Raw genomic sequence first — 18533 nt, 5'->3', positions numbered from 1 at the left:
CATGCTTCGTCGTGCTGTCCGAGCCGTAGCACCTCCGAAGCAGCGTAAGGCGGAAATCGCCTATTTCACAGCTCCTGTGGCAGGCTGGATAGCTAACCGTGCCTTAGCTCAGCCTAATACAGGCCCCCAGGGCGCGGTTGTGCTGGAGAACTTCTTTCCCACGGCAACGGGCGCAATCCTTCGGCGCGGACGGCAAAAGCACGCCGAATTGCCGACAGAAGTGCGTTCACTGTTCAAATACGTGGTGGGGAACAACAGGCATCTGTTCGCGTCAACCGTCACCACGATCTATGACGTTACCATTCCGGATTATCCCGAAAATATCCTGATCGGCCTTGATGACTACAACATCGGTGAGGGTGGTGATGAAATCGGAGAAATCAGCCTCGCTGATGATCATGTTGTGTGGGACGGCGCGACGGGCGGGGACTGGTTCACGGTCCAGTTTGCGACCACTGGTGGTGTCTTTCTCGTTGGAGTGAACGGGCAATCTACCGGCTTCATCTATGACGGACAGGCATTCTATCCGAATGTTGCCGGTGGCGTGTGGACGGTATCCTTTGACGCCGAGACGACTCCGTTTCAGGTGGGTGAGGTTGTTACCGGGGGTACGTCTGGGGCGACCGGCACGGTGATTGAGGTTATCGACGGCGCAAATCCGGGTGAGGGCGGTCTGATCCTTAGCGGTGACGCTGAAGGCTTTCAGAACGACGAATCCCTCACTGGTAGCCTTGGCGGTGGGGCAACAGCATCGAGCGATGCGCAGAACCTTGTCCCCGGCGTGGAATTCCCAGACGGTCTCACTTCCGCCGATATGGCCTTTGTCTGGGTCTACAAGAATACGTTGTGGTTCGTGCAGAAAGAGAGCCTTACGGCATGGTATTTGCCGGTCGACCAGATCGGCGGTTTGGCAAAGCGCTTCGATCTGGGCGCTGAGTTCGGTCAAGGCGGTGCTCTGTTGGTCGGGCAATCATGGTCCATGTCGAGTTCCGGGCAGGGCGGCTTATCGGATCAATGCACATTCGTTTCGACTGAAGGCGAAGTTGTTGTCTACCAGGGTTCACACCCTGACGTGTCGGGGGACTGGAGCAAGGTTGGCATTTATCGGATCGGCAAGCCTCTAGGCCGTCGGGCCTTCATCCGTGCGGGGGGCGATCTGGTATTTGCCACGACAATCGGGTTCGTGGCCCTTTCTACGGCCATTCAGGTCGATGTGGCAGCGCTTTCGCCAAAGGCCGTATCTTTCGCAATCGAAGACGTCTGGAACGAGACCGTCAACACCCGTAGCGGCGATTGGGTGTGCTGCCTTTGGCCCGCTGGTCAAATGGTGGCAATCGCTCCTCCGGTTGGCGACGATGACATGCTGTTCTGGGTCTCGAATGCCCGTACAGGTGCTTGGGCACCGTTCACGAATTGGGCGGCGAGCTGCATGGAGGTATTCGAGGGTCGGCTGTACTTCGGCATGGGCGAATTTGTCATGCAAGCGATGGTGGGGGGCACCGACGCAAGCGAACCCTTTGCCGGAACCTACATGCCCTTGTTCTCGGACAACGGTAAGCCTTCTGCGCACAAATACGCGAAGATGGCGAGGGCTGAAATCATCTCGGCAACGGTGCTGGAGGAAAAGCTTTCGTGTCGTTTCGATTTTGATACGAATCTGCCGCCAGCGCCGAATGTCGCGCCTGTCCCGGTCGGGAACGAATGGGACAATGCCATTTGGGACGAGAGCTTGTGGAGCTCTCCCCGAGACCAGATCGTCAGCAAGCGGCGTCATTCGGTATCCGGCGATGGGTATAGGATTTCGCCAGTCTTGCAGATTTCCTCAGGCGCTGCGGTGCCATTGGATGCGCAGATCGTCTCGCTCGATTTGCTATACGAGACAGGTGATGTATTTACCTAGGGCATTGAATCTAATACAAAAATGGGCTGGTGGTGTTCCCGCACCAACCAGCCCTGACCAAGCCCGAACGTAGGAGGTTCGAGTGGCTAAGACCAATCGTATATGTGTGATCCCTGATTGCAACAAGCCCCAGCAGGCGCGCGGGTACTGCTCTATGCACTACCGCCGTTGGCGCCTCAACGGCAGCCCGGATATTGTGAAGACACGTGAGCGGCGGCGTTGCTCCGTAGATGAATGTGGACGCCCAGCAGTGGGGCGCGGCTATTGCAACAAGCATTATCTGCGGCTCATGAAATATGGCGATGCAGGCGCCGTTGATGGCACAGCCCCAGGGGAAGCTCAGGCGTATCTAGTTGGGGTAGTCTTGAACTATGATGGCGACGAGTGCCTGATATGGCCATATTATCGAAACGAAGGCGGCTACGGGGTCGTCGGTGAGGGAGACGCCACCCGCTTGGTGTCACGCCTCGTATGTGAGCACGAGCACGGCGCTCCACCAACACCGAAGCATGAAGCCGCTCATTCCTGCGGCAACGGCCATTTAGGCTGCTGCACAAAAAGCCACCTCCGATGGGCAACGCGCAAAGAAAATCAAGGGGATCGCCTAATTCACGGCACGTCTCCTCGCGGTGAAAATTGCGGCAATGCAAAGCTAACTGAGCAGCAGGTTCAAACGATACGTGCCCTGCGGGGTGTAAAGCGGCAAATCGACATCGCCCACGAATACGGCATAGCCGAAACAACCGTCTGCGAAATTCAGAACCGTAAGCTGTGGGCGTGGCTTAAGTGATCGTCACGGACGAAAGGGTCGCACGCTTCGTCGGAGATCGGTGCGGGGTTTTCATTTGTCCACCGTGGACCGCGATGGGCATCGAGCGTGGCGGCGAAGTCATCGCGGGCGTGATTTTCAATTGCTTCACTGGGCCAAACGTCGAGGTGACGATTGCCGGTCATGGATGGACGCGCGGCTTTCTTCGCGAGGTCGGAAAGTACGTGTTCGACCATCTCGGCTGTATTCGCATGACAGCCACGACAGAAAAATCCGAGGTGATCGCGATCGCGACACGCCTCGGCGGAACGGTGGAGGGTGTGATGCGTGATTTTTACGGGCCCGGACGTGACGGGACGATCATCGGCATTCTTCGCAACGAATACAGGTTCCTGTCATGAAGGCTCCCAAAGCACCAGATCCGTGGCAGACAGCGGCAGCGCAAGGCGCGTGGAACAGCTTCACGGCCCAGCAGCAGCAGTCCATGAACATGATCGGGCAAAACACCCCATGGGGTTCGCTCGACTACCAACAGACTGGCTCGACGTGGATCACCGATCCGACCGGCAAGCGCATTGAGATGCCGACCTATACGGCGAACGTCAATCTGTCTCCTGAGCAGCAGGCGATCTTTGAGCGCACACAGGCTGCGGAAGGGAACCTCGCCCAAATCGCTCAGGATCAGTCGGAATGGCTTGGCGAGTATCTTCAGGAGCCGTTCGAGTTCAACAACCGTGATGCGGAGGAATGGGTGTGGGATCTAGCATCTCCGCGTATCCTTCAGCAGCAGGAGCAAAATCAGCAGGCCCTTCGCACGCAGCTAATCAACTCCGGCCTTCGCCCAGGCACGACCGCTTGGGATGCCGAGATGACGCGGCTGACCAACGCCAACACGGACCAGATGAACCAGCTCGCGCTTACCGGGCGGCAGATGGCGTTCAATGAGGCGCTGGCTCAGCGCAACCAGCCGCTCAATGAGATCATCGGCCTCATGAGTGGAACGCAGGTGCAGAACCCGAATGCGACCTTCGCCCAGACTCCGCAGTCTGGTGTTGCCGGTGTGGATTACACAGGTTTGGTCAATCAGAAGTATCAGGCTGACGTGGCCAATTATCGGGCAGGCATGGGCGGACTGTTCGGCCTGGGTTCCGCGCTGATCGGGCTCCTGCCCTCGTCTGACGAGCGACTGAAGTCCGATATCCGGCGCGTGGGAACGACTGATGGTGGCGTACCAATCTATATCTTCCGCTATCGTGATGATCCGTTCAAGGTCTGGCATATCGGCGTCATGGCGCAGGAAGTGCCCGAGGCTCGTGTGTCGGACGAGAGTGGGTTCTTCCGCGTTGATTACGGGAGGGTCCACTAATGGTGAACCCGATCGCTCAGGCCCTCCAGCCTCTACAGCCTTTCATCTGGGGGCGGGGAGGGGCAAAGCTCACCCCGGAACAGATTGCCCGCGAGCGCGAGATTGCCGAAGCTCTGGGCGTGGTCGATACCTCTCCAGTGGATCACTGGCTTCAGGGCGCGGCGCGTATGGCGAACACGCTCACCGGTCGCATCCGTGAGGGTAGGGCAGACAGAGCCGAGCGGGAAAACCAGGCATTCAATGAGGACATCGTAAGCAGCCTGTTGGGTAGCGTTGGTGGAACCACCACGCCCGCGCCTACAAGCCCCGCCGCACAGCCGTTGGACTATGCCTCTCAGCGTGTCTCACAAGCCCATGGCGACATGGGAGCCTACCGGAACGCCATTGCCTCTATTGAGAGCGCTGGAAGCGGCGATTATCAGGCTGTAGGCCCCGCTCACCCGACGCTTGGCCGCGCCTTGGGCCGCTATCAGGTCATGGAGGCGAATGTCGGACTCTGGACGGAAAAGCACCTTGGCCACAGGCTCACGCCTGAGGAATTCCTTGCCAGTCCAGAGGCGCAGGATGCCGTCTTCGACGGTGAGTTCGGGAGCTATGTTCAGCGTTTCGGAGATCCAGCCATTGCCGCCCAGGCATGGTTCGCTGGTCCCGGTGGGGTTGGCACAGAGCGGCAGGACTCCCTTGGGACGAGCGTCCCCGAATACGCGCAGAAGTTCACGACCGCCCTTGGAAGAACACCAGCGCAGGGTGGTATTCAAGCACAGCTTGAGAGCCTGCCTGTTGGCGGCTCCATGACGATGCCGCGTGGCTCCACAAGCCCTGTGGCGGCAGCGCTTGCGATGCAACCTGGCGCGTCTCTCCCGAGAACTGCGACCCCAGGTTCTATTACGCGCGGTCCTGATGGGCAAACGTATCAGTACGTGGAAACAAGAGGAATGGCCGGGGCGCAGGGTGATTATGGGTGGAAACCTGTCAACACCGGTAGTGCACAGACTGCGCAGGCCGGTGGTATCAATCCTGCCATTATCGAGGCCCTTTCCAGCCCATACGCCAACGAGGGCACGCGCCGAATTGCGGCGTTGTTGCTCGAGCAGCAGATGCAGCCACGCGAGGCACAACCGCTCATCAACGCGGGTGACGGCAGGCTTTATGACCCGAATACCGGGCAATGGGTGATAGCTCCGCAAGGTGAGCCGCAACTGCCGGAATCTGCACAGACCCTCCAGTGGCGCGCTCAGCAGGCCGGTCTCGTGCCGGGTACGCCTGAGTATAATGAGTTCATGATTTCGGGTGGTCGCGGCGGTACTTCGCTAAGCATTGGCCCTGACGGCACGGTTCAGTTCTCTCAGGGAAATGCAGCGCGACCGTTAACTGAAGCTCAGTCGAAGGATGCGGTCTATGCCACAAGGGCAGAGGGCGCGCTTGGGACGCTGGACCAGTTTGATACAGCACTGACAAGCGCGTCCGAGCGTGTAGCGGAGTATGACCCGACTGGCGTCGTTCGCGGCATGCAATCCGAGGAGTTCCAAAAAGCTCAACAGGCCGGACTTGAGTTCTTGCAGGCCATTTTGCGCAAGGATACTGGCGCGGCAATAGCAAAGGAAGAACTGGATCAGTACGGGCGTACATATCTTCCGCAGCCGGGGGACGGCCCTGCTGTTCTAGAGCAAAAACGCATGGCGCGCAGGCGCGCTCTGGAAGCACTTAAGGCTGGCATGGCTCCGCAGGCTATTCTCAACCAGGAAAAGGCACTGGAGCAATCGTCTGTGCAACCCGCGCCAGGTTCAGGCGCAACGGGAGTTCCTGCCGGGGTTGATCCTGCCGATTGGCAATACATGACGCCGGAAGAAAGGGCGCTGTTCCAATGACGCCAGAGCAGCAGAGAGCGCTAGCCATTGCTCGCGCCAGACGGCGTAGAGCCGAGGCTGGTGGACAGCAGCGGCCCGCCTCACAAGGGGAACCCAATGTTGTTTCTGATGTCGCTGCTTCTGGCCTGACCGGCATTGCACGCGGCGCTGCCGATCTTGCTGGGCTTCCTGGCACTATCGCCAATGCCATTGATGCGGGTGGTGAATGGGTCCAACGGCAATTAGGCCTGCCTACTCGCAGTGAGGCCATGGCAGGATATGGCATCGAGGCTACCGGCAATCCGCTGAGCGGCAGCGTGTTTCGCAGTGGGCTTTCTGCCCTGACTGGAGGCGCGACAGATTATCAACCCCAGACAACGGCGGGGGAGTATTCGCGCACCATTGGCGAGTTTCTTCCCGGTGGCGCTGCCTTTGGTGGCGGATCGCTTTTGAACTTGGGCAGATATGCCCTTGCACCCGCTGTTGCAAGCGAGACGGCGGGGCAAGCGAGTGAAGATACCGCTCTTGAGCCATATGCGCGAGTGGTTGGTGCGCTGCTGGGTGGATTCGCCGGTTCTCGCATCGGAGGAGCAAAAGCACCCGCTCCCCCTTCTGCTGCCGAGATTAAACGGTCCGCAGGATATGGCGACGACATGACGAACATGCTTCGTCAGGCACGCACCACGGAGCAGACGTACCAGAACATCGTCAAAGATCTATGGGATGACGTCAGGCAGGCGGGCACATCGTATGAAGTCCAGCAGAATTTCGGCAGAACGCTCGCAAATGAGATGAAGCTTGTCCAACAGGAGGGCGCTTCACTGCATAGCCTTGAACGATTGAGGCGGGCGCTCCGCAGCGCTGGCGGCGGCACTCTCGATACTCCCAATCAGGCCATAGCAAATCGTCTCATCGAAAAGCTGGATGACGCGGTTGATAACCTGTCTGCCGCCAATGTCGCGGCGTCTCCGCAAGGCGGAGCCCCGGTACTTGATGTGCTGAAAGAGGCGCGGCAGATATACCGTACGGGCAAGAAGGCGGAAATCATCGAGCGGGCAATCCGTAACGGCATGGATGCTAAGTCCGGTGTTGAAAACGGTCTGCGTGGTGAGTTCACGAAGATCCTCAAGAATGAGAAACTGATGCGCGGCTTTACCAAGGCCGAGCAGGACGCCATACGCCTTGCGGCGAAGGGTGACTTTTCATCTTTGGCTATGCGCTGGCTCGGAACCTTTGGGGTGCCGGTCGATCAGGGCCGCGCATTTCTGGGTAGCGTCATGGGTGGCGGCAGCGGTGCAGCAATCGGAAGTGCTCTTGGTGGGCCCGTAGGAGCCGCCGTTGGCGGAGTGGCACTCCCGGCAATTGGTACGGCTGCAAAGATAGGCGCGTCCCGTGCGGCCCAAAATCAGGCGGCTATCGCTGAATCTCTGATCAAAGCCGGTCCGCAGGGCCAGCAGGCCTTCTCCGCCGCGCAGGGGGCGCGTCAGGTGGCCGGTAGAGAAGCTGTAATACGGGCTCTCCTTCAATCCCAAAGCGCGGCCCGAGTCCCATCCGCCAGAGAATACGCGCAATAATGTGCGTCGTGATCCAAGCGACCATGCCGCCCATAACACCGGCAGCTAGACCGTCTACACCCCATTCGAAATAGATGTTTGCGAACAGGAAAAAGCAAACGACTGCGATTTGGTAGATGCGCCAGATCATCAAGGCTCCTTAGGGCGCGCAGAATCCCACAACCATTTCTGAAAAGCAAGCAGGTGACGTAAGCGATGAGCTACGATCCATCGGGAATCTATAACCTCCCGCCAGTCTACAAGGCTGAGCCAGGGACGACGATCCGCTCCGAGCAGCACAATTCGCCGCTTGAGGACATCGCGCAAGCACTCTCGTTCGTGTTGGTGAGAGACGGACGTGCGGGGATGGTTGGTAATCTGCCCATGGGCGGTTATCGGGCCGTCAACATGGCGGCAGGAACAAATGTGACGGACGCGGCAACTGTTGGTCAGCTTGTACCCATAGGGACGATAGTTGACTATGCGCTTTCGACCGCGCCGGAAGGGTGGACCTTCTGCTATGGTCAGGCGCTCACAAGCAGCACACCGTACCCGCTCCTGAGGGCAGCCCTCTTGGCCGCTGGATCTCCTTTTGGGACGAGTGGCAGCGACCCACGCGTCCCAGATTACCGGGGGCGTGTTGGTGCCGGTAAGGACAATATGGGTGGGACATCAGCAAACCGCCTTACCAATCAGAGCGGCGGCGTGAATGGTGATGTTCTGGGCGACACCGGGGGCGCGGAAACCCACACCCTCTCAGTTGGTCAGATGCCTAGCCATAACCACAGCGGTTCAACGGGAAGCGGCGGCAACCACACCCATACAATGGATGTGAAAAACCTATCCGCAGGCTCGGGCGGCAATCCTGTCACAGGCACCCCCTCAGGCACAATCGACAGCACGTATCAGTCGGACCCGTCTGGAAGTCACAGTCATTCCATCCCTTCCCAGGGCGGCAATGACCCGCACAATAACGTGCAGCCCACGATCATCGTGAACAAGATTATCAAAGCCGCCTATTAAGCAGACCCCTCCGCCACGTGCACACAAACCGCCTTCTGAGGCGGTTTTTTCGTTTGGAGATTTCATCTTGGCAATCATCCCAATCAGAGACGTCCCCGGCAGTCCCGTACAGCCCTCGGGTAGCGAACTCATCCTGATCGACAATGGCATTGCAATGCAAAAGGCCACGATCAACGATGCGGTGACGCCGAAGGCAACCGAAATTGCGGACGCGAAGATTGCCGCACTAAATCTCGGCACGGCAGCTCAGGCTGATACCTCTGATTTTGCTACCGCTGCACAGGGCGCTCTAGCCGATACTGCCGTTCAGCTGGGGGATTTGGCTGCTGTCGCGACCTCAGGCAATTATAATGACCTGAGCAACCTTCCCACGCTTGGTACAGCCGCAGCAGAGGACGTAAGCGCATTTGCTCCGGCTACAAAAGGCATCCCCGATGGGGGTGCTACAGGCCAAGTTCTCGCCAAAGCCAGCAATGCTAACAACGATGTCAATTGGGTCACGGCGGGTTCTGGCATCAGCAACATCGGTGTTGACCCCTATATGTTCGGCGCGATTGGCGATGGGGTGGCGGACGATCTTGTCCCACTCAATGACATGTTCGCGTATGCAGCGGCCAGCGGTGTACCGGCTTGGATCACGGCGGGCACCTTTGCGTGCATAGCCGGGTCTCCGGTTGTTCCCTCCAACGTCACCGTCTACGGGATTGCTGGCGGGACCATTGTCCAGAAGACGTTGCCGAACACCAATCCTCTGTCCAACTCCGATCCTGGCAACGGCGAGTTCTCCGGGTTGCACATCAATCGTGAAAGTCATGATGTAACGATCGATGGGGTTAGGCTTCGCGGTCCCTACGGCGATATCACTGAAGGCGTAGGGCTCGGGCGCATTGTCGTCAGCAATGGTGGCTCGGGATACACTTCTGCGCCAACGGTGGTCATCACTGGAGGAGGAGGTGTCGGGGCAACGGCGACGGCGAACCTCACCGGGAATGCTGTCACGTCCATTACCGTAACGAACCCAGGTTCCGGCTACACGAGCCGATCGACAATCGTTCTGACCGGAGGCGGCGGAACTGGCGCAACGGCCTATGCGACGACAATCGAGACGCGCTATCGCTCCATCGGTATCGCCATTTCGGGGCGCTATGACCAGTATTTCTACGAAAACCCGAACTATCCCGGCAACCCGAATGCTCCGCTTGCCGCCCCCTGCCGCAACATCTTCATTCGCAATTGCGATATCGAGGGCTTCGGCCAATCGGGCATTTTGGCTGATCACATCGTCAACTTCGAGGCGATCAACAATCATATTCGCCGCTGCGGTCGCGACGGCATTCGAACTTATGGCGTCGTCAATCCGCGCATCTTTGGCAACGACATAGACGAGATAGCACCTGGCTTCCTGGGCGAAGGAACCTACCCGAACAACAACGTCTACGGTATCGAACTGACGCGGATCTATCATTCAACGGCAGGCGATGGAACGCTCACCGATTACCCGCCCTCGCGCGACGGTATCGTCATCGGCAACACGATCAAGAACTGCTGGTCGTGGAAATCGATAGGGGTCCATGGTTCGGTGAACATCGGTTTCTACCAAAACCGTTGCCGCGATAGCTACATTGGCTTGGGCATCGACAAAGGTGGATTCGACCTCGCCGACGGATATGCGCCGCCTGTCGATATCAAGGAAGACGGGAACACGTTTGAGATAACATCCGCCTTCCCGCTAACCCCTCGCACCGGCATCTTCCTGACGGCGCACGACGGGACCGCGAACAATATCGGGCGTGGAAACTGCCTGGGCAGCAGCACTACTATCGGCTACGGGCGCGATGGCGCAGAAGGAGCAATCTATATCGGCAATCAGCGTGACGGGAAGTGTATCGGGCCGACGCTGCGAAACAGCCTGCGAGCCGCAATCGTCCTGCGTGAAACCGTGGATGATTTCACCGTAGACAACTATACGATTGAAGATGTGCGCCAGAGCACCTTGGGGATGTGTGTCGCCATCAGCGTTGAGTCCAGTACCGTTCGGGCTAACATCGGCACGGGTACAATAACGCAATCATTGGCTGCGGTGCTAACACCTTACAACTTCGCCAATGCAGCGTCCGGTTACGGCTGCCATCTCGAAACAGGAACCATATTCGACGGGAATGTCGGCTTGCCTTCTAACGCCGGAGCGCTGGATGGTGGGACTTATGTCCTGGCGCCGCGTGCGTGGGCGAACGTCAATGTTAGCGGAGGAGTTGCCTCGTTGAGCTCCTTCAAAGGCGTGGCCTCTGTTGCGCGCCAGGCGCAAGGCGTTGTCCGTGTTGTTTTAGAGCGCGCCATGAGTGTGGTTAACACTTATGTTGTGGTCGCTGTCCCGAAAGGGAGCGGCCCCTACCAAGCCACTTTCAACGCAATCGACAGTTCTACCTTCGACATCTATGTTAAAGACAACGCGGGGGCCAACCAGGACATAGGATTTGTCTGTCTCGTAACGGGCTATTAAACAGGGCTCGGTGAACTTAACGGATAGTCCCGCCTGTATCCGAGGAGGGCGACCAGCTCGTCATACAGGGGGTCATCGATTATATCCCTGACGAGCCGTTCGGGCATAAACTGTCTCCATTTCTCATCGATAAAGAGGCCGCTGTGGGCGCGATAAGCATCCAGCCGGTCGGCGTCGGTAGCTGACTTGAATGCGCCGCCTGCCTTTGTCTGGACGAGAGGGCCGCTGTTGCCTCCTATGGGGTGAATCTCCGCGTCGCCCCAAGCGTCCACGGCGAAGTTGTTCCGAGGTATCCCGAAAAAGAGCGATGCAGGCTCTGTGATCGTCACGGGGTTTGTCACCACGTCTTCTATGCGGATAAGCGGCACATCACGGAGCCATGGCCTCGGACGTTCGAGGGCATCGCGGTAGTAAGAGCGCAACTGCGCCAGGAAGGCCTTTGCGAGAATCGAGCCCTCTTGAGTATCCAAAAAAGCACGAACGTCCGCATAAGTGCCAAGCCTTCGATCTACCACGGCGCTCTTGTTGTAGAGATGCGAAGCGACGTGAGCCAAGGGGTTTTTGGCAACGAGAACGAACTGAAAGTCTACGCCTGCCAGACGCGCGGCGGAAACCACATCCCTTGAAAAATGCATGATCGACTTGCTGGCATCTACGAGGAGCGGCGTCCCCGCCGCATCACCGACCCGCCAATAGAACTCTCCGTCAGAGGCTGCAGAGATGGCCTCCCGTGCGGGTTTCGTCCAAACTCTGCACTGCCCGCCGCAAATAGCGCATCCGTACTTGGCGGATTTCCGCAAACGCCATAGCTCGCTGGCCCCGACGACCCCGGGGGCGGAATTAAGAACGTGGTTGAGGACCGTGGAACCGCTGTAAGACTTTCCTAAAATACCGAAGACTTTCACTTCGCACCCACTTTCGCAAAGCGCCGCCTTATGGAGAAAGCGAGCACGGAAAGCAATGGATAACCCACCGGCCTCGGAGCGTCCCCCCTCGCAAGGGACGCCCCAACGGTGGACGCGGTAAGGTTCTCCTTCGCCACGAGCGACAGCAAGCGCCTCCCGCATGCCATCTGCAATCTTATTGAATACTTCTTTGATCTAGTATCGCGCTTTAGCGACAAACTCTAGTGAAAACCGTACGGTTGCAACACTTAGGAGCGCCCATGCCTCTCCTTGGCTCTTTGTCGCGCCTTATCAACTACTGGACGGGCGGGGATAGGAACGAAAGCCTTTGCGGCAGATGGTGCCGCGTTCATGGCTCAGACGCTCTGATATGCCGCTTTATTGATTGGTGGCTTGGCGACCATCACTGTTTGGATGAGCGCATTGCGCACCTGAAGCAGCTTAGGAAGAAGTGAGGTGGTGCAGAATGCAAACAGGCCCTAAGGTTTCCCCTGGGCCTGTAGCATGGGGGAGTAGGGCGAAATGCTTCCGATTTGGCGGCGGAGCAATGGTGCCTACTCCCAAAACCCCTTTCGGGGACACTTTCAATATGGCGCAGAATGCCGTTGGTTTCAACCCAGTCCCAGGCAGTCGCGGAGAGCTACTTCGACTCTCTCCAAATCTGCTGATTTCATGAACTCGCTTGGGTGACGGCGACCGTTCCTCAACACGAGGTCCAATCGGTCATGAGACACTGTGCAGATCAGCTTACCACGCAACCAGGAGTTCTCCGTTAGGCTCCAGTATGAACCTACCGGGAAGAAAATATCTTCGGGACCGGCTGTGCGGGGCGCTTTTGTGGTGAACGGTACAACAACACACGTTCCGGCTAACCTCGCATGCCGATAATTAAATTCGTTCTTCGAGACGACTAGCACTTGCCGAAATTTGTCCATCTCGGGCGGCACGCAGGCTCTGTCGAAGTCGCACATAAGAATAGCGCCACGCTTTGGCGCAAACGTGATCCCCACGGCTCACCCCACCATTCGAAGTCTCAGATCCAAATAAAGCAACTTGAGGGCGTCAATCAATGGTTGACCTTGTAACAGGCCACACGCGCCTGATCATAGACACATGCCTAAAACATGGGCTTCTCCGCAATCAAACGGCCTATGTGCTTGCCACGGCGCGGTGGGAAACAGCCCACACCATGAAGCCCGTCAAGGAGGCCTATTGGCTCTCTGAGACGTGGCGTAGGAACAACCTTCGCTATTACCCCTGGTACGGCAGGGGCTTTGTTCAATTAACGTGGGAAGCCAACTACCAGAAAGCCGCGAAGAAGACCGGCGTAGCGCTCGACAAGGACCCTGATCTTGCGCTTGACCCCCACACCGCTGCTGACGTGCTGGTCATCGGCATGGCCGAAGGCTGGTTCACCGGCAAGAAGCTCTCCGACTACATCACCCTGAAGTCCTCAAACTTCGTCAGCGCGCGCCGGATCGTGAACGGCACCGACAAGGCCGCACAGATCGCAGACCTAGCGAAGCAGTACGACGCGCTACTGAAGGCAGAGGGGTACGGCGGGACGGCCACCCCAAATTCCAATGAAAACAATGATATAGGTGCAGATTCGGCACAAAGACCGGCCACCTTCCTTTCCCTTCTCATCTCCTTCCTCTCACGCATCTTCAGGAGGCACCCATGAGCGGACCAATCGCACGTATCATCCTGCGATACGTCGCAGGCATGCTTGTAGCGAAGGGCATTCTTGACCCTGACAGCGCCTCACTAATCAACACCGACCCTGACCTTATCGAGCTTGCCACCGCCGCGGTCGGCGTCCTGATGGGCATTGGCACGGAATTTTTCTATCGCCTCGCCCGCAAGATGGGGTGGGAACTCTAGTGCTGGGGTGGCTCGTATCGGCGCTCTTGCGCCCCCTCACGGCGCTTGGCGAAAAGTATCTCGACAACCAGCGCGATAAGGCCCGCCTTGAAGCAGGCGTGACAGAAGCGGCCTACAGGGCAGATGAAGCGGTTCGGCGTATAAAGCTGTCCTATGTCCTCGGACGCCTGCCGCTATTCGTCGCTGAGATGTCGTGTGCCGCCTACATCGCTGCCATCCTCATCGACAGCACCTATCCCATGGGCTGGCTAACGCCGCTCCAGCTCCCGGCATGGTTCATGAGCAGGTTTGACATGATCCTGGCGAGCATCTTCGGGATTGCCGCCTTTGAGCGTGTGGTGAGGCGCAAATGAGCAGCGAGCGTATCAAGGAATTGCGCCGTGAGGCACGCTCGCTAAACGCCAAGGCCAAGAAGGCGGCAATGGATGCTGGCGGCTGGTGCGCGGTGGATGACGATGCGATGGCAGACTTTCAGCGATATTGCCAGATCCAAATAGAGATTGCTGCTCTCAAGAAGGGAGGCGGCAAATGACGGGCGCGGTCAGCTGGGAAGCGCTCGCCGGTCTGTTCAGCTTCCTTGTCGCCCTTGGCGGCATCTGGTGGCGATGGCAGGCCGTTATCCGCTCGATTGAAACAGACCTGTCTCAATACAAGCTCCACGTGGCGGAAACCTACGTCACCAAGCAGGGACAGCGCGAGCAGACGCAAGCGATGCTTGAAGCAATCCATTCTGTCCGCACTGACATCAAGAGCCTGAACGACCGCATAGACCGGCTCTTTGAAAATCCTCCCAAGCGTACCCGTTCAACATCATAGGAGGCCCGCATGAGGACTCTGTTTGTCGTGGTGGCCTTCGCTGCCGCGCTTCTCACCGCGTGCTCATTCTCCAGACAACCCGCCATGGCTGATTCCGTGGTGAAGATCATCGTTGGCGCAGGCCACGGCTCAGGCGTTCACATCGGGGACGGCTATATCATCAGCGCATCCCATGTGGTGGGTACTGCCGAGAAGGTTGAGCTAAAGACATCATCCGGGGGCGAGGCCGAAGCAGTCGTGCTGTGGGCCAACAAGGCTTACGACATCGCGCTCTTGCGTGTCTCGGATCGGTCTGGGTTAGGAATGTCCCGGCTCGCCTGCACCGTCCCTTCCGTGGGCGATGAGGTGATTGCCAAGGGCAACCCCATCAATGCCGAGTTCATCACTGTGTGGGGCCGCATAGCCGATTCCGTCCGTGAGGCTGGGCCGTGGAAGTCCGTGGTTATAACGGACATTGCAACAGTGCCGGGTCAGAGCGGCGGCGGTGTTTTCGACACCCAAGGGCGTCTAATCGGAATCACCGTTGGCGTCATGGTCGCGCCGGTTGGTTTCTCGGCCTCGCTGGTGGGTGTGGGCTACGTTGTACCAGGCCGCGTTGTTTGTGACCTCCTTGCGCGGGGTGCCTGATGAAAATCCCCTCTCTCGATGATGAGACGATCCAGAAGATCATCCAGACCTATAGGGAGACAGGAAATTTCAGAGAGACAGGCAGGATTCACGGCGTAGCGGAAAGCAGCGTACGTAAGTATGTGAAGAAGGCGCGTGAGGAAGTCCAATACACTCCGGACCTGGGCGACCTTGGCACCGGTAAGCCGCGCATTCGCGTCAGGGCCTACAACCCCAATATGACGCGGGAACTGCAGGCGCGGCGTGTGATCTGCATCGGTGACATGCACCGCAAGCCGGGACAACCGATAGAAATCATGCGCTTCATTGGCCGGTATGTGGCTGAGACGCGCCCCGATAATGTCATTCAGATTGGCGACTTTTTAGACATGGAGAGCTGCGAATTTCACAGCGCTCCCGGCTCTGCTGCGCAAATGCAGCGGCCCTGCGTTCTGGATGAGATCGACCACGGCGATGAATCCCTGAGCGAGTACCATAAGGAAGTCGGGGTAGGGGAAATTCCGCACCACGTAACGCTGGGGAACCATGAGTTTCGCGCCAATCGCCTTGAGGAGCTTGCCCCCAATCTGACCGGCACAGTCACTATCCAGATCGATCAGCTTTTCTCCCGCTACAGGTGGGCCATTACCCCCTACAAGCACTGGATGTTCCTTGAAGGCGTCGGCTTCACCCACGTTCCCCTGAGCATCATGGGAAAGCCGGTGGGCGGCAGATACCCGGAAAACACCATCGGCAACCAATCCACGCATTCTGTCGTCTTCGGCCATACCCACCGGTACAACCACGTCACCGTGCCGAAGATCGGGATCAACAATTCGATCACCGTGACGAACGTGGGTTGTGCAATGCCCTACGGCTACATCCCCAACTACGCCGATGGCTGCACAACGGGTTACTCCTACGGCATCGCAGATTTGCGGTTGCGGGGAGGCCGCGTCGAAAGCGCCAGCTTTATCTCAATGCTCGACTTGCAGGAGCGATTTTCCTAATGACTAACCGCGTCCATATCCGCGTATCGATGGAAGGCAATCAGCCCAAATGGGAACTGATGCATGACGGCCTGAAGATCACCGAACTGTCATTCATTGAAGTGCTGGAGCTTGCCATGCAGGCCACAAGCAGCCTGCGCTGGATACCCCGGAAGCTGGATTAGTTACTGCCTCGTCTTCCCCGGCAGGTGAGTAGGCCACACATTCATTTCAGGAAATGCGGCTATCTCTTCCATTCTCAAGCGCACGCACTCCCGCTCATCTTCGGTAGCGTCTTCCCACTGAACGCCTAATTCAATTTCGCAGACGAGATTGCGAACGATCTCCTCCTGAGACGGCGGCTTTATTCTTGGGACGCGCATTTCTCCCCCATCACCCTGAAATACACTTCCTCTACGGCCTTGGCTGCTTCCATCTTTGTGTCAGCAAAGCCGCCCTGGCTCAACCACATGCGCCGGTCAGGTATGTACCCGTTGGCGGCCCATCTCCACTGCTTGACGAGCGTTCCCGGCTTTAGGGTGCTGTAGATACGGCCAACCGATTCATCCAAGCCCGGTGCGAAGCAGATGAAATCCTGAGGCCGATCATCCCATGTTCTCCGCCAGACTAAGCGCAGAGACATTCCATGCTCTCCTGTTGCGGCGCATGGCAGGAATATGTTCCTATTCTGTTCCGGGAGTCAATCCGTCACTTCCCACTCTCTGGGACGCACTCGAACAGAGTGACGGGCCTGTATCCCAACACCCTCAAAATGTCCGGTAAAGTGGCCGCTCGTCCATCTGATACCATGTGAAGGATATGATCCTTCCCTGTGATCTTATTGGCTCGGAGCCACTTCTTCGCGCCACCCGCAGCCTCTACCGCAGTGCGCAATGCCTGTTTCAGTTCGTCCTCTGTAAGCAGTTCTTTCTTCATCTCACCCCACCATCCAAATCACCACAGCCAGGATAATAGCGGCTGCTAGAAGATAGCCTATGTTGCGTTCGGTGGGGCGCACGGCTAGTCCTCCGAGCGGTCTATTAGACTGTCCAGTTGCTTCTTGAGAAAGACAGCTTGGCACGATGCGCAGCCAAATGCATGCTCCGTTTCGCACCCTTTTGATATCCACTCCCGGTCAAGGTAGTTCTTGACCGCCTCGATGCATGCTATCGGGGGCCGCTCCTCTTCCCACGCGATATGGCCGTCCAATAGACCCTCCACCTTGACCGCGTGCCTATCTGCCTCGCGCAGGGCATCGGTGAACCTCTCCCTCTCTGCCATAATGGCGCGGGCGATGTAGCCCGCACTCGTCTCAACAACTTCACGAGCGGCATCCACGCTGGCTCCGAGGGGTAGGCCAGCAAGCGCGAAATTTGCAGCCTTGCGTGCCGCCTTCATCACGTCTTCCGGTATCGTCTCACTCATTCTCTATTCTCCAGCCATAAGGAACACACCCGGAACGTCTTCATTGGATTTTGGGCCACTGGTGGGCCACACCACCTTACCTGTTCCTGTGATGTTCTGCAAAAACCTGCAAGGGGATGGCTTGACGAATGTGCAGAAATGCCCGAAAAGCCGCCCATCGCTGCCGTAGCTCAGTGGTAGAGCACTCCCTTGGTAAGGGAGAGGTCGACAGTTCAATCCTGTCCGGCAGCACCATTTTTCCTCTACCAATTAAGCTCTTACGGAACGCGGGCCTAACCGGCACCGGGCTTTTCAACGTGCCAAATCAAACGAATCCTCGGCTCTGCTGGTGCAAAACTAGTGCAGCCGAATTGATGCCAAATAAGATACCGCCGTTAAGGCGGGGCTGATTTCCAGCTTCCGGAGCTGACGATTCTCCTCGCGACCAGGCGTCGAAGATGAGCGCCTTTATTCCCCCAGCGGCAGAGTGATCAACGTGACGGCGATGACGGCAAGAAGAAGGCCGGCTCCCTGAAACAGGGTAATTCGCTCGCCGAAGAAGAAAAGCGCCACCGCGTTCACCGCAACAAGCTGCACGACGGCCGAGAGGCTGAGCGCGATTGCCATTCCAACATCGCGGATCAGCCTCAGCATAATGAGGTTGCCGATCGTATAGAGCACCAGCGTGAGTATGAGCCAGACGAAGTTGTCGTTTGAAATGGCCCAGTTCTTGGCTGAGCTGGCAGCTGCGATGAAGATCATCGTGGAGAGTGTTAGAAGCGCAAAGCTTGTGGGGGACATGGGCCATCCATTTCATGCGGGATGGCTGAAAATAACGGGACCTCCCATCGGTGGATAGGGAGGATGCGCGCTTTGCTATTCCAAGGCCCCGCTCCCACAATCGCTTGCCGGAGCAGGGCCTTGGGTAAGCCGGTCCGGGGGGCGGGAGGACCGACATTGCTTGCCGCAGG

The 18533-nt window shown here is 57.9% G+C and carries 21 protein-coding genes and 1 tRNA gene; 17 read left to right on the top strand and 5 right to left on the bottom strand.

The genetic code is table 11. The annotated features are described in order from the left end of the window. Nucleotide 1 precedes the first annotated feature (1 nt). From GNP00_RS06410 to GNP00_RS06375, 8 genes are all read left to right on the top strand, one after another. Entirely contained in the window at nt 2-1900 is a 1899-nt protein-coding gene (locus GNP00_RS06410) for a hypothetical protein (RefSeq protein ID WP_011579581.1), read from the top strand. An 82-nt stretch (nt 1901-1982) separates the two neighbouring features. After that, nucleotides 1983-2690 (top strand): HNH endonuclease, encoded by a 708-nt coding sequence (locus GNP00_RS06405; protein ID WP_011579582.1) that lies wholly within the window; start codon nt 1983-1985, stop codon nt 2688-2690. Between the two features lie 74 nt (nt 2691-2764). Continuing rightward, nucleotides 2765-3070: a GNAT family N-acetyltransferase gene (locus tag GNP00_RS06400; protein ID WP_011579583.1), complete on the top strand. Its 306-nt coding sequence runs from the start codon at nt 2765-2767 to the stop codon at nt 3068-3070. After that, nucleotides 3067-4035: a tail fiber domain-containing protein gene (locus GNP00_RS06395; protein ID WP_011579584.1), complete on the top strand. Its 969-nt coding sequence runs from the start codon at nt 3067-3069 to the stop codon at nt 4033-4035. Before GNP00_RS06400 ends, GNP00_RS06395 begins: the two co-directional genes overlap by 4 nt. Then, nucleotides 4035-5903, top strand: coding sequence for a hypothetical protein (locus tag GNP00_RS06390; RefSeq protein WP_166015787.1), 1869 nt, complete (start codon nt 4035-4037; stop codon nt 5901-5903). Before GNP00_RS06395 ends, GNP00_RS06390 begins: the two co-directional genes overlap by 1 nt. 248 nt (nt 5904-6151) lie before the next feature. Beyond that, complete coding sequence (locus GNP00_RS06385) at nt 6152-7456, top strand: hypothetical protein (protein WP_166015785.1); 1305 nt, start codon at nt 6152-6154, stop codon at nt 7454-7456. A 195-nt stretch (nt 7457-7651) separates the two neighbouring features. Beyond that, nucleotides 7652-8458, top strand: coding sequence for a phage tail protein (locus GNP00_RS06380; RefSeq protein ID WP_166015783.1), 807 nt, complete (start codon nt 7652-7654; stop codon nt 8456-8458). 67 nt (nt 8459-8525) lie between these two features. Then, entirely contained in the window at nt 8526-10958 is a 2433-nt protein-coding gene (locus GNP00_RS06375; RefSeq protein WP_166015781.1) for a right-handed parallel beta-helix repeat-containing protein, read from the top strand. Here the strand turns inward: GNP00_RS06375 and GNP00_RS06370 are convergent. Continuing rightward, nucleotides 10955-11863, bottom strand: coding sequence for a hypothetical protein (locus GNP00_RS06370; protein WP_011579589.1), 909 nt, complete (start codon nt 11861-11863; stop codon nt 10955-10957). The genes GNP00_RS06375 and GNP00_RS06370 overlap by 4 nt on opposite strands. 611 nt (nt 11864-12474) lie before the next feature. Beyond that, on the bottom strand, nt 12475-12873 hold the full coding sequence (locus GNP00_RS23815) for a type II toxin-antitoxin system PemK/MazF family toxin (RefSeq protein WP_083764405.1): 399 nt from the start codon (nt 12871-12873) through the stop codon (nt 12475-12477). 59 nt (nt 12874-12932) lie between these two features. On the opposite strand from GNP00_RS23815, the gene GNP00_RS06360 reads away from it, so the two are divergent. From GNP00_RS06360 to GNP00_RS06325, 8 genes are read left to right on the top strand one after another with little or no spacing between them, the layout of a single operon-like run. After that, nucleotides 12933-13547, top strand: a complete 615-nt coding sequence (locus GNP00_RS06360) for a hypothetical protein (protein WP_011579590.1) — start codon at nt 12933-12935, stop codon at nt 13545-13547. Then, nucleotides 13544-13747: a Pam3-gp28 family putative phage holin gene (locus tag GNP00_RS06355; protein ID WP_011579591.1), complete on the top strand. Its 204-nt coding sequence runs from the start codon at nt 13544-13546 to the stop codon at nt 13745-13747. The genes GNP00_RS06360 and GNP00_RS06355 overlap by 4 nt, the downstream gene beginning before the upstream one ends. Further along, on the top strand, nt 13747-14100 hold the full coding sequence (locus tag GNP00_RS06350) for a hypothetical protein (RefSeq protein ID WP_011579592.1): 354 nt from the start codon (nt 13747-13749) through the stop codon (nt 14098-14100). The genes GNP00_RS06355 and GNP00_RS06350 overlap by 1 nt, the downstream gene beginning before the upstream one ends. After that, a complete protein-coding gene (locus tag GNP00_RS06345) occupies nt 14097-14279 on the top strand; it encodes a hypothetical protein (RefSeq protein WP_166015779.1) in 183 nt (60 codons plus the stop codon). The genes GNP00_RS06350 and GNP00_RS06345 overlap by 4 nt, the downstream gene beginning before the upstream one ends. Then, nucleotides 14276-14563, top strand: coding sequence for a calponin homology domain-containing protein (locus GNP00_RS06340; RefSeq protein WP_011579593.1), 288 nt, complete (start codon nt 14276-14278; stop codon nt 14561-14563). Before GNP00_RS06345 ends, GNP00_RS06340 begins: the two co-directional genes overlap by 4 nt. Before the next feature lie 9 nt (nt 14564-14572). Continuing rightward, nucleotides 14573-15190, top strand: a complete 618-nt coding sequence (locus GNP00_RS06335) for a S1 family peptidase (RefSeq protein WP_011579594.1) — start codon at nt 14573-14575, stop codon at nt 15188-15190. Continuing rightward, entirely contained in the window at nt 15190-16179 is a 990-nt protein-coding gene (locus tag GNP00_RS06330; protein WP_011579595.1) for a metallophosphoesterase, read from the top strand. The genes GNP00_RS06335 and GNP00_RS06330 overlap by 1 nt, the downstream gene beginning before the upstream one ends. Further along, nucleotides 16179-16343 (top strand): hypothetical protein, encoded by a 165-nt coding sequence (locus GNP00_RS06325; protein ID WP_157038004.1) that lies wholly within the window; start codon nt 16179-16181, stop codon nt 16341-16343. Before GNP00_RS06330 ends, GNP00_RS06325 begins: the two co-directional genes overlap by 1 nt. Nucleotides 16344-16522: 179 nt before the next feature. Here GNP00_RS06325 and GNP00_RS06320 read toward each other — a convergent pair whose 3' ends face one another. Then, on the bottom strand, nt 16523-16801 hold the full coding sequence (locus tag GNP00_RS06320) for a hypothetical protein (RefSeq protein WP_011579596.1): 279 nt from the start codon (nt 16799-16801) through the stop codon (nt 16523-16525). Nucleotides 16802-17178: 377 nt separating this feature from the next. Then, complete coding sequence (locus GNP00_RS06315) at nt 17179-17583, bottom strand: hypothetical protein (protein ID WP_011579597.1); 405 nt, start codon at nt 17581-17583, stop codon at nt 17179-17181. Between the two features lie 159 nt (nt 17584-17742). On the opposite strand from GNP00_RS06315, the gene GNP00_RS06310 reads away from it, so the two are divergent. Beyond that, a tRNA-Thr gene (locus GNP00_RS06310) sits at nt 17743-17817 on the top strand. 213 nt (nt 17818-18030) lie between these two features. On the opposite strand, the gene GNP00_RS06305 is transcribed toward GNP00_RS06310, so the two are convergent. After that, nucleotides 18031-18363: a hypothetical protein gene (locus GNP00_RS06305; protein WP_011579598.1), complete on the bottom strand. Its 333-nt coding sequence runs from the start codon at nt 18361-18363 to the stop codon at nt 18031-18033. Nucleotides 18364-18533: the final 170 nt, after the last annotated feature.

This window comes from Chelativorans multitrophicus, assembly GCF_011317445.1.
In the GTDB taxonomy this organism is placed as follows: Bacteria; Pseudomonadota; Alphaproteobacteria; order Rhizobiales; family Rhizobiaceae; genus Chelativorans; species Chelativorans multitrophicus.
The sequence above is the reverse complement of the archived record's forward strand: the minus strand, read 5'-3'. Positions and strand labels throughout refer to the sequence as shown.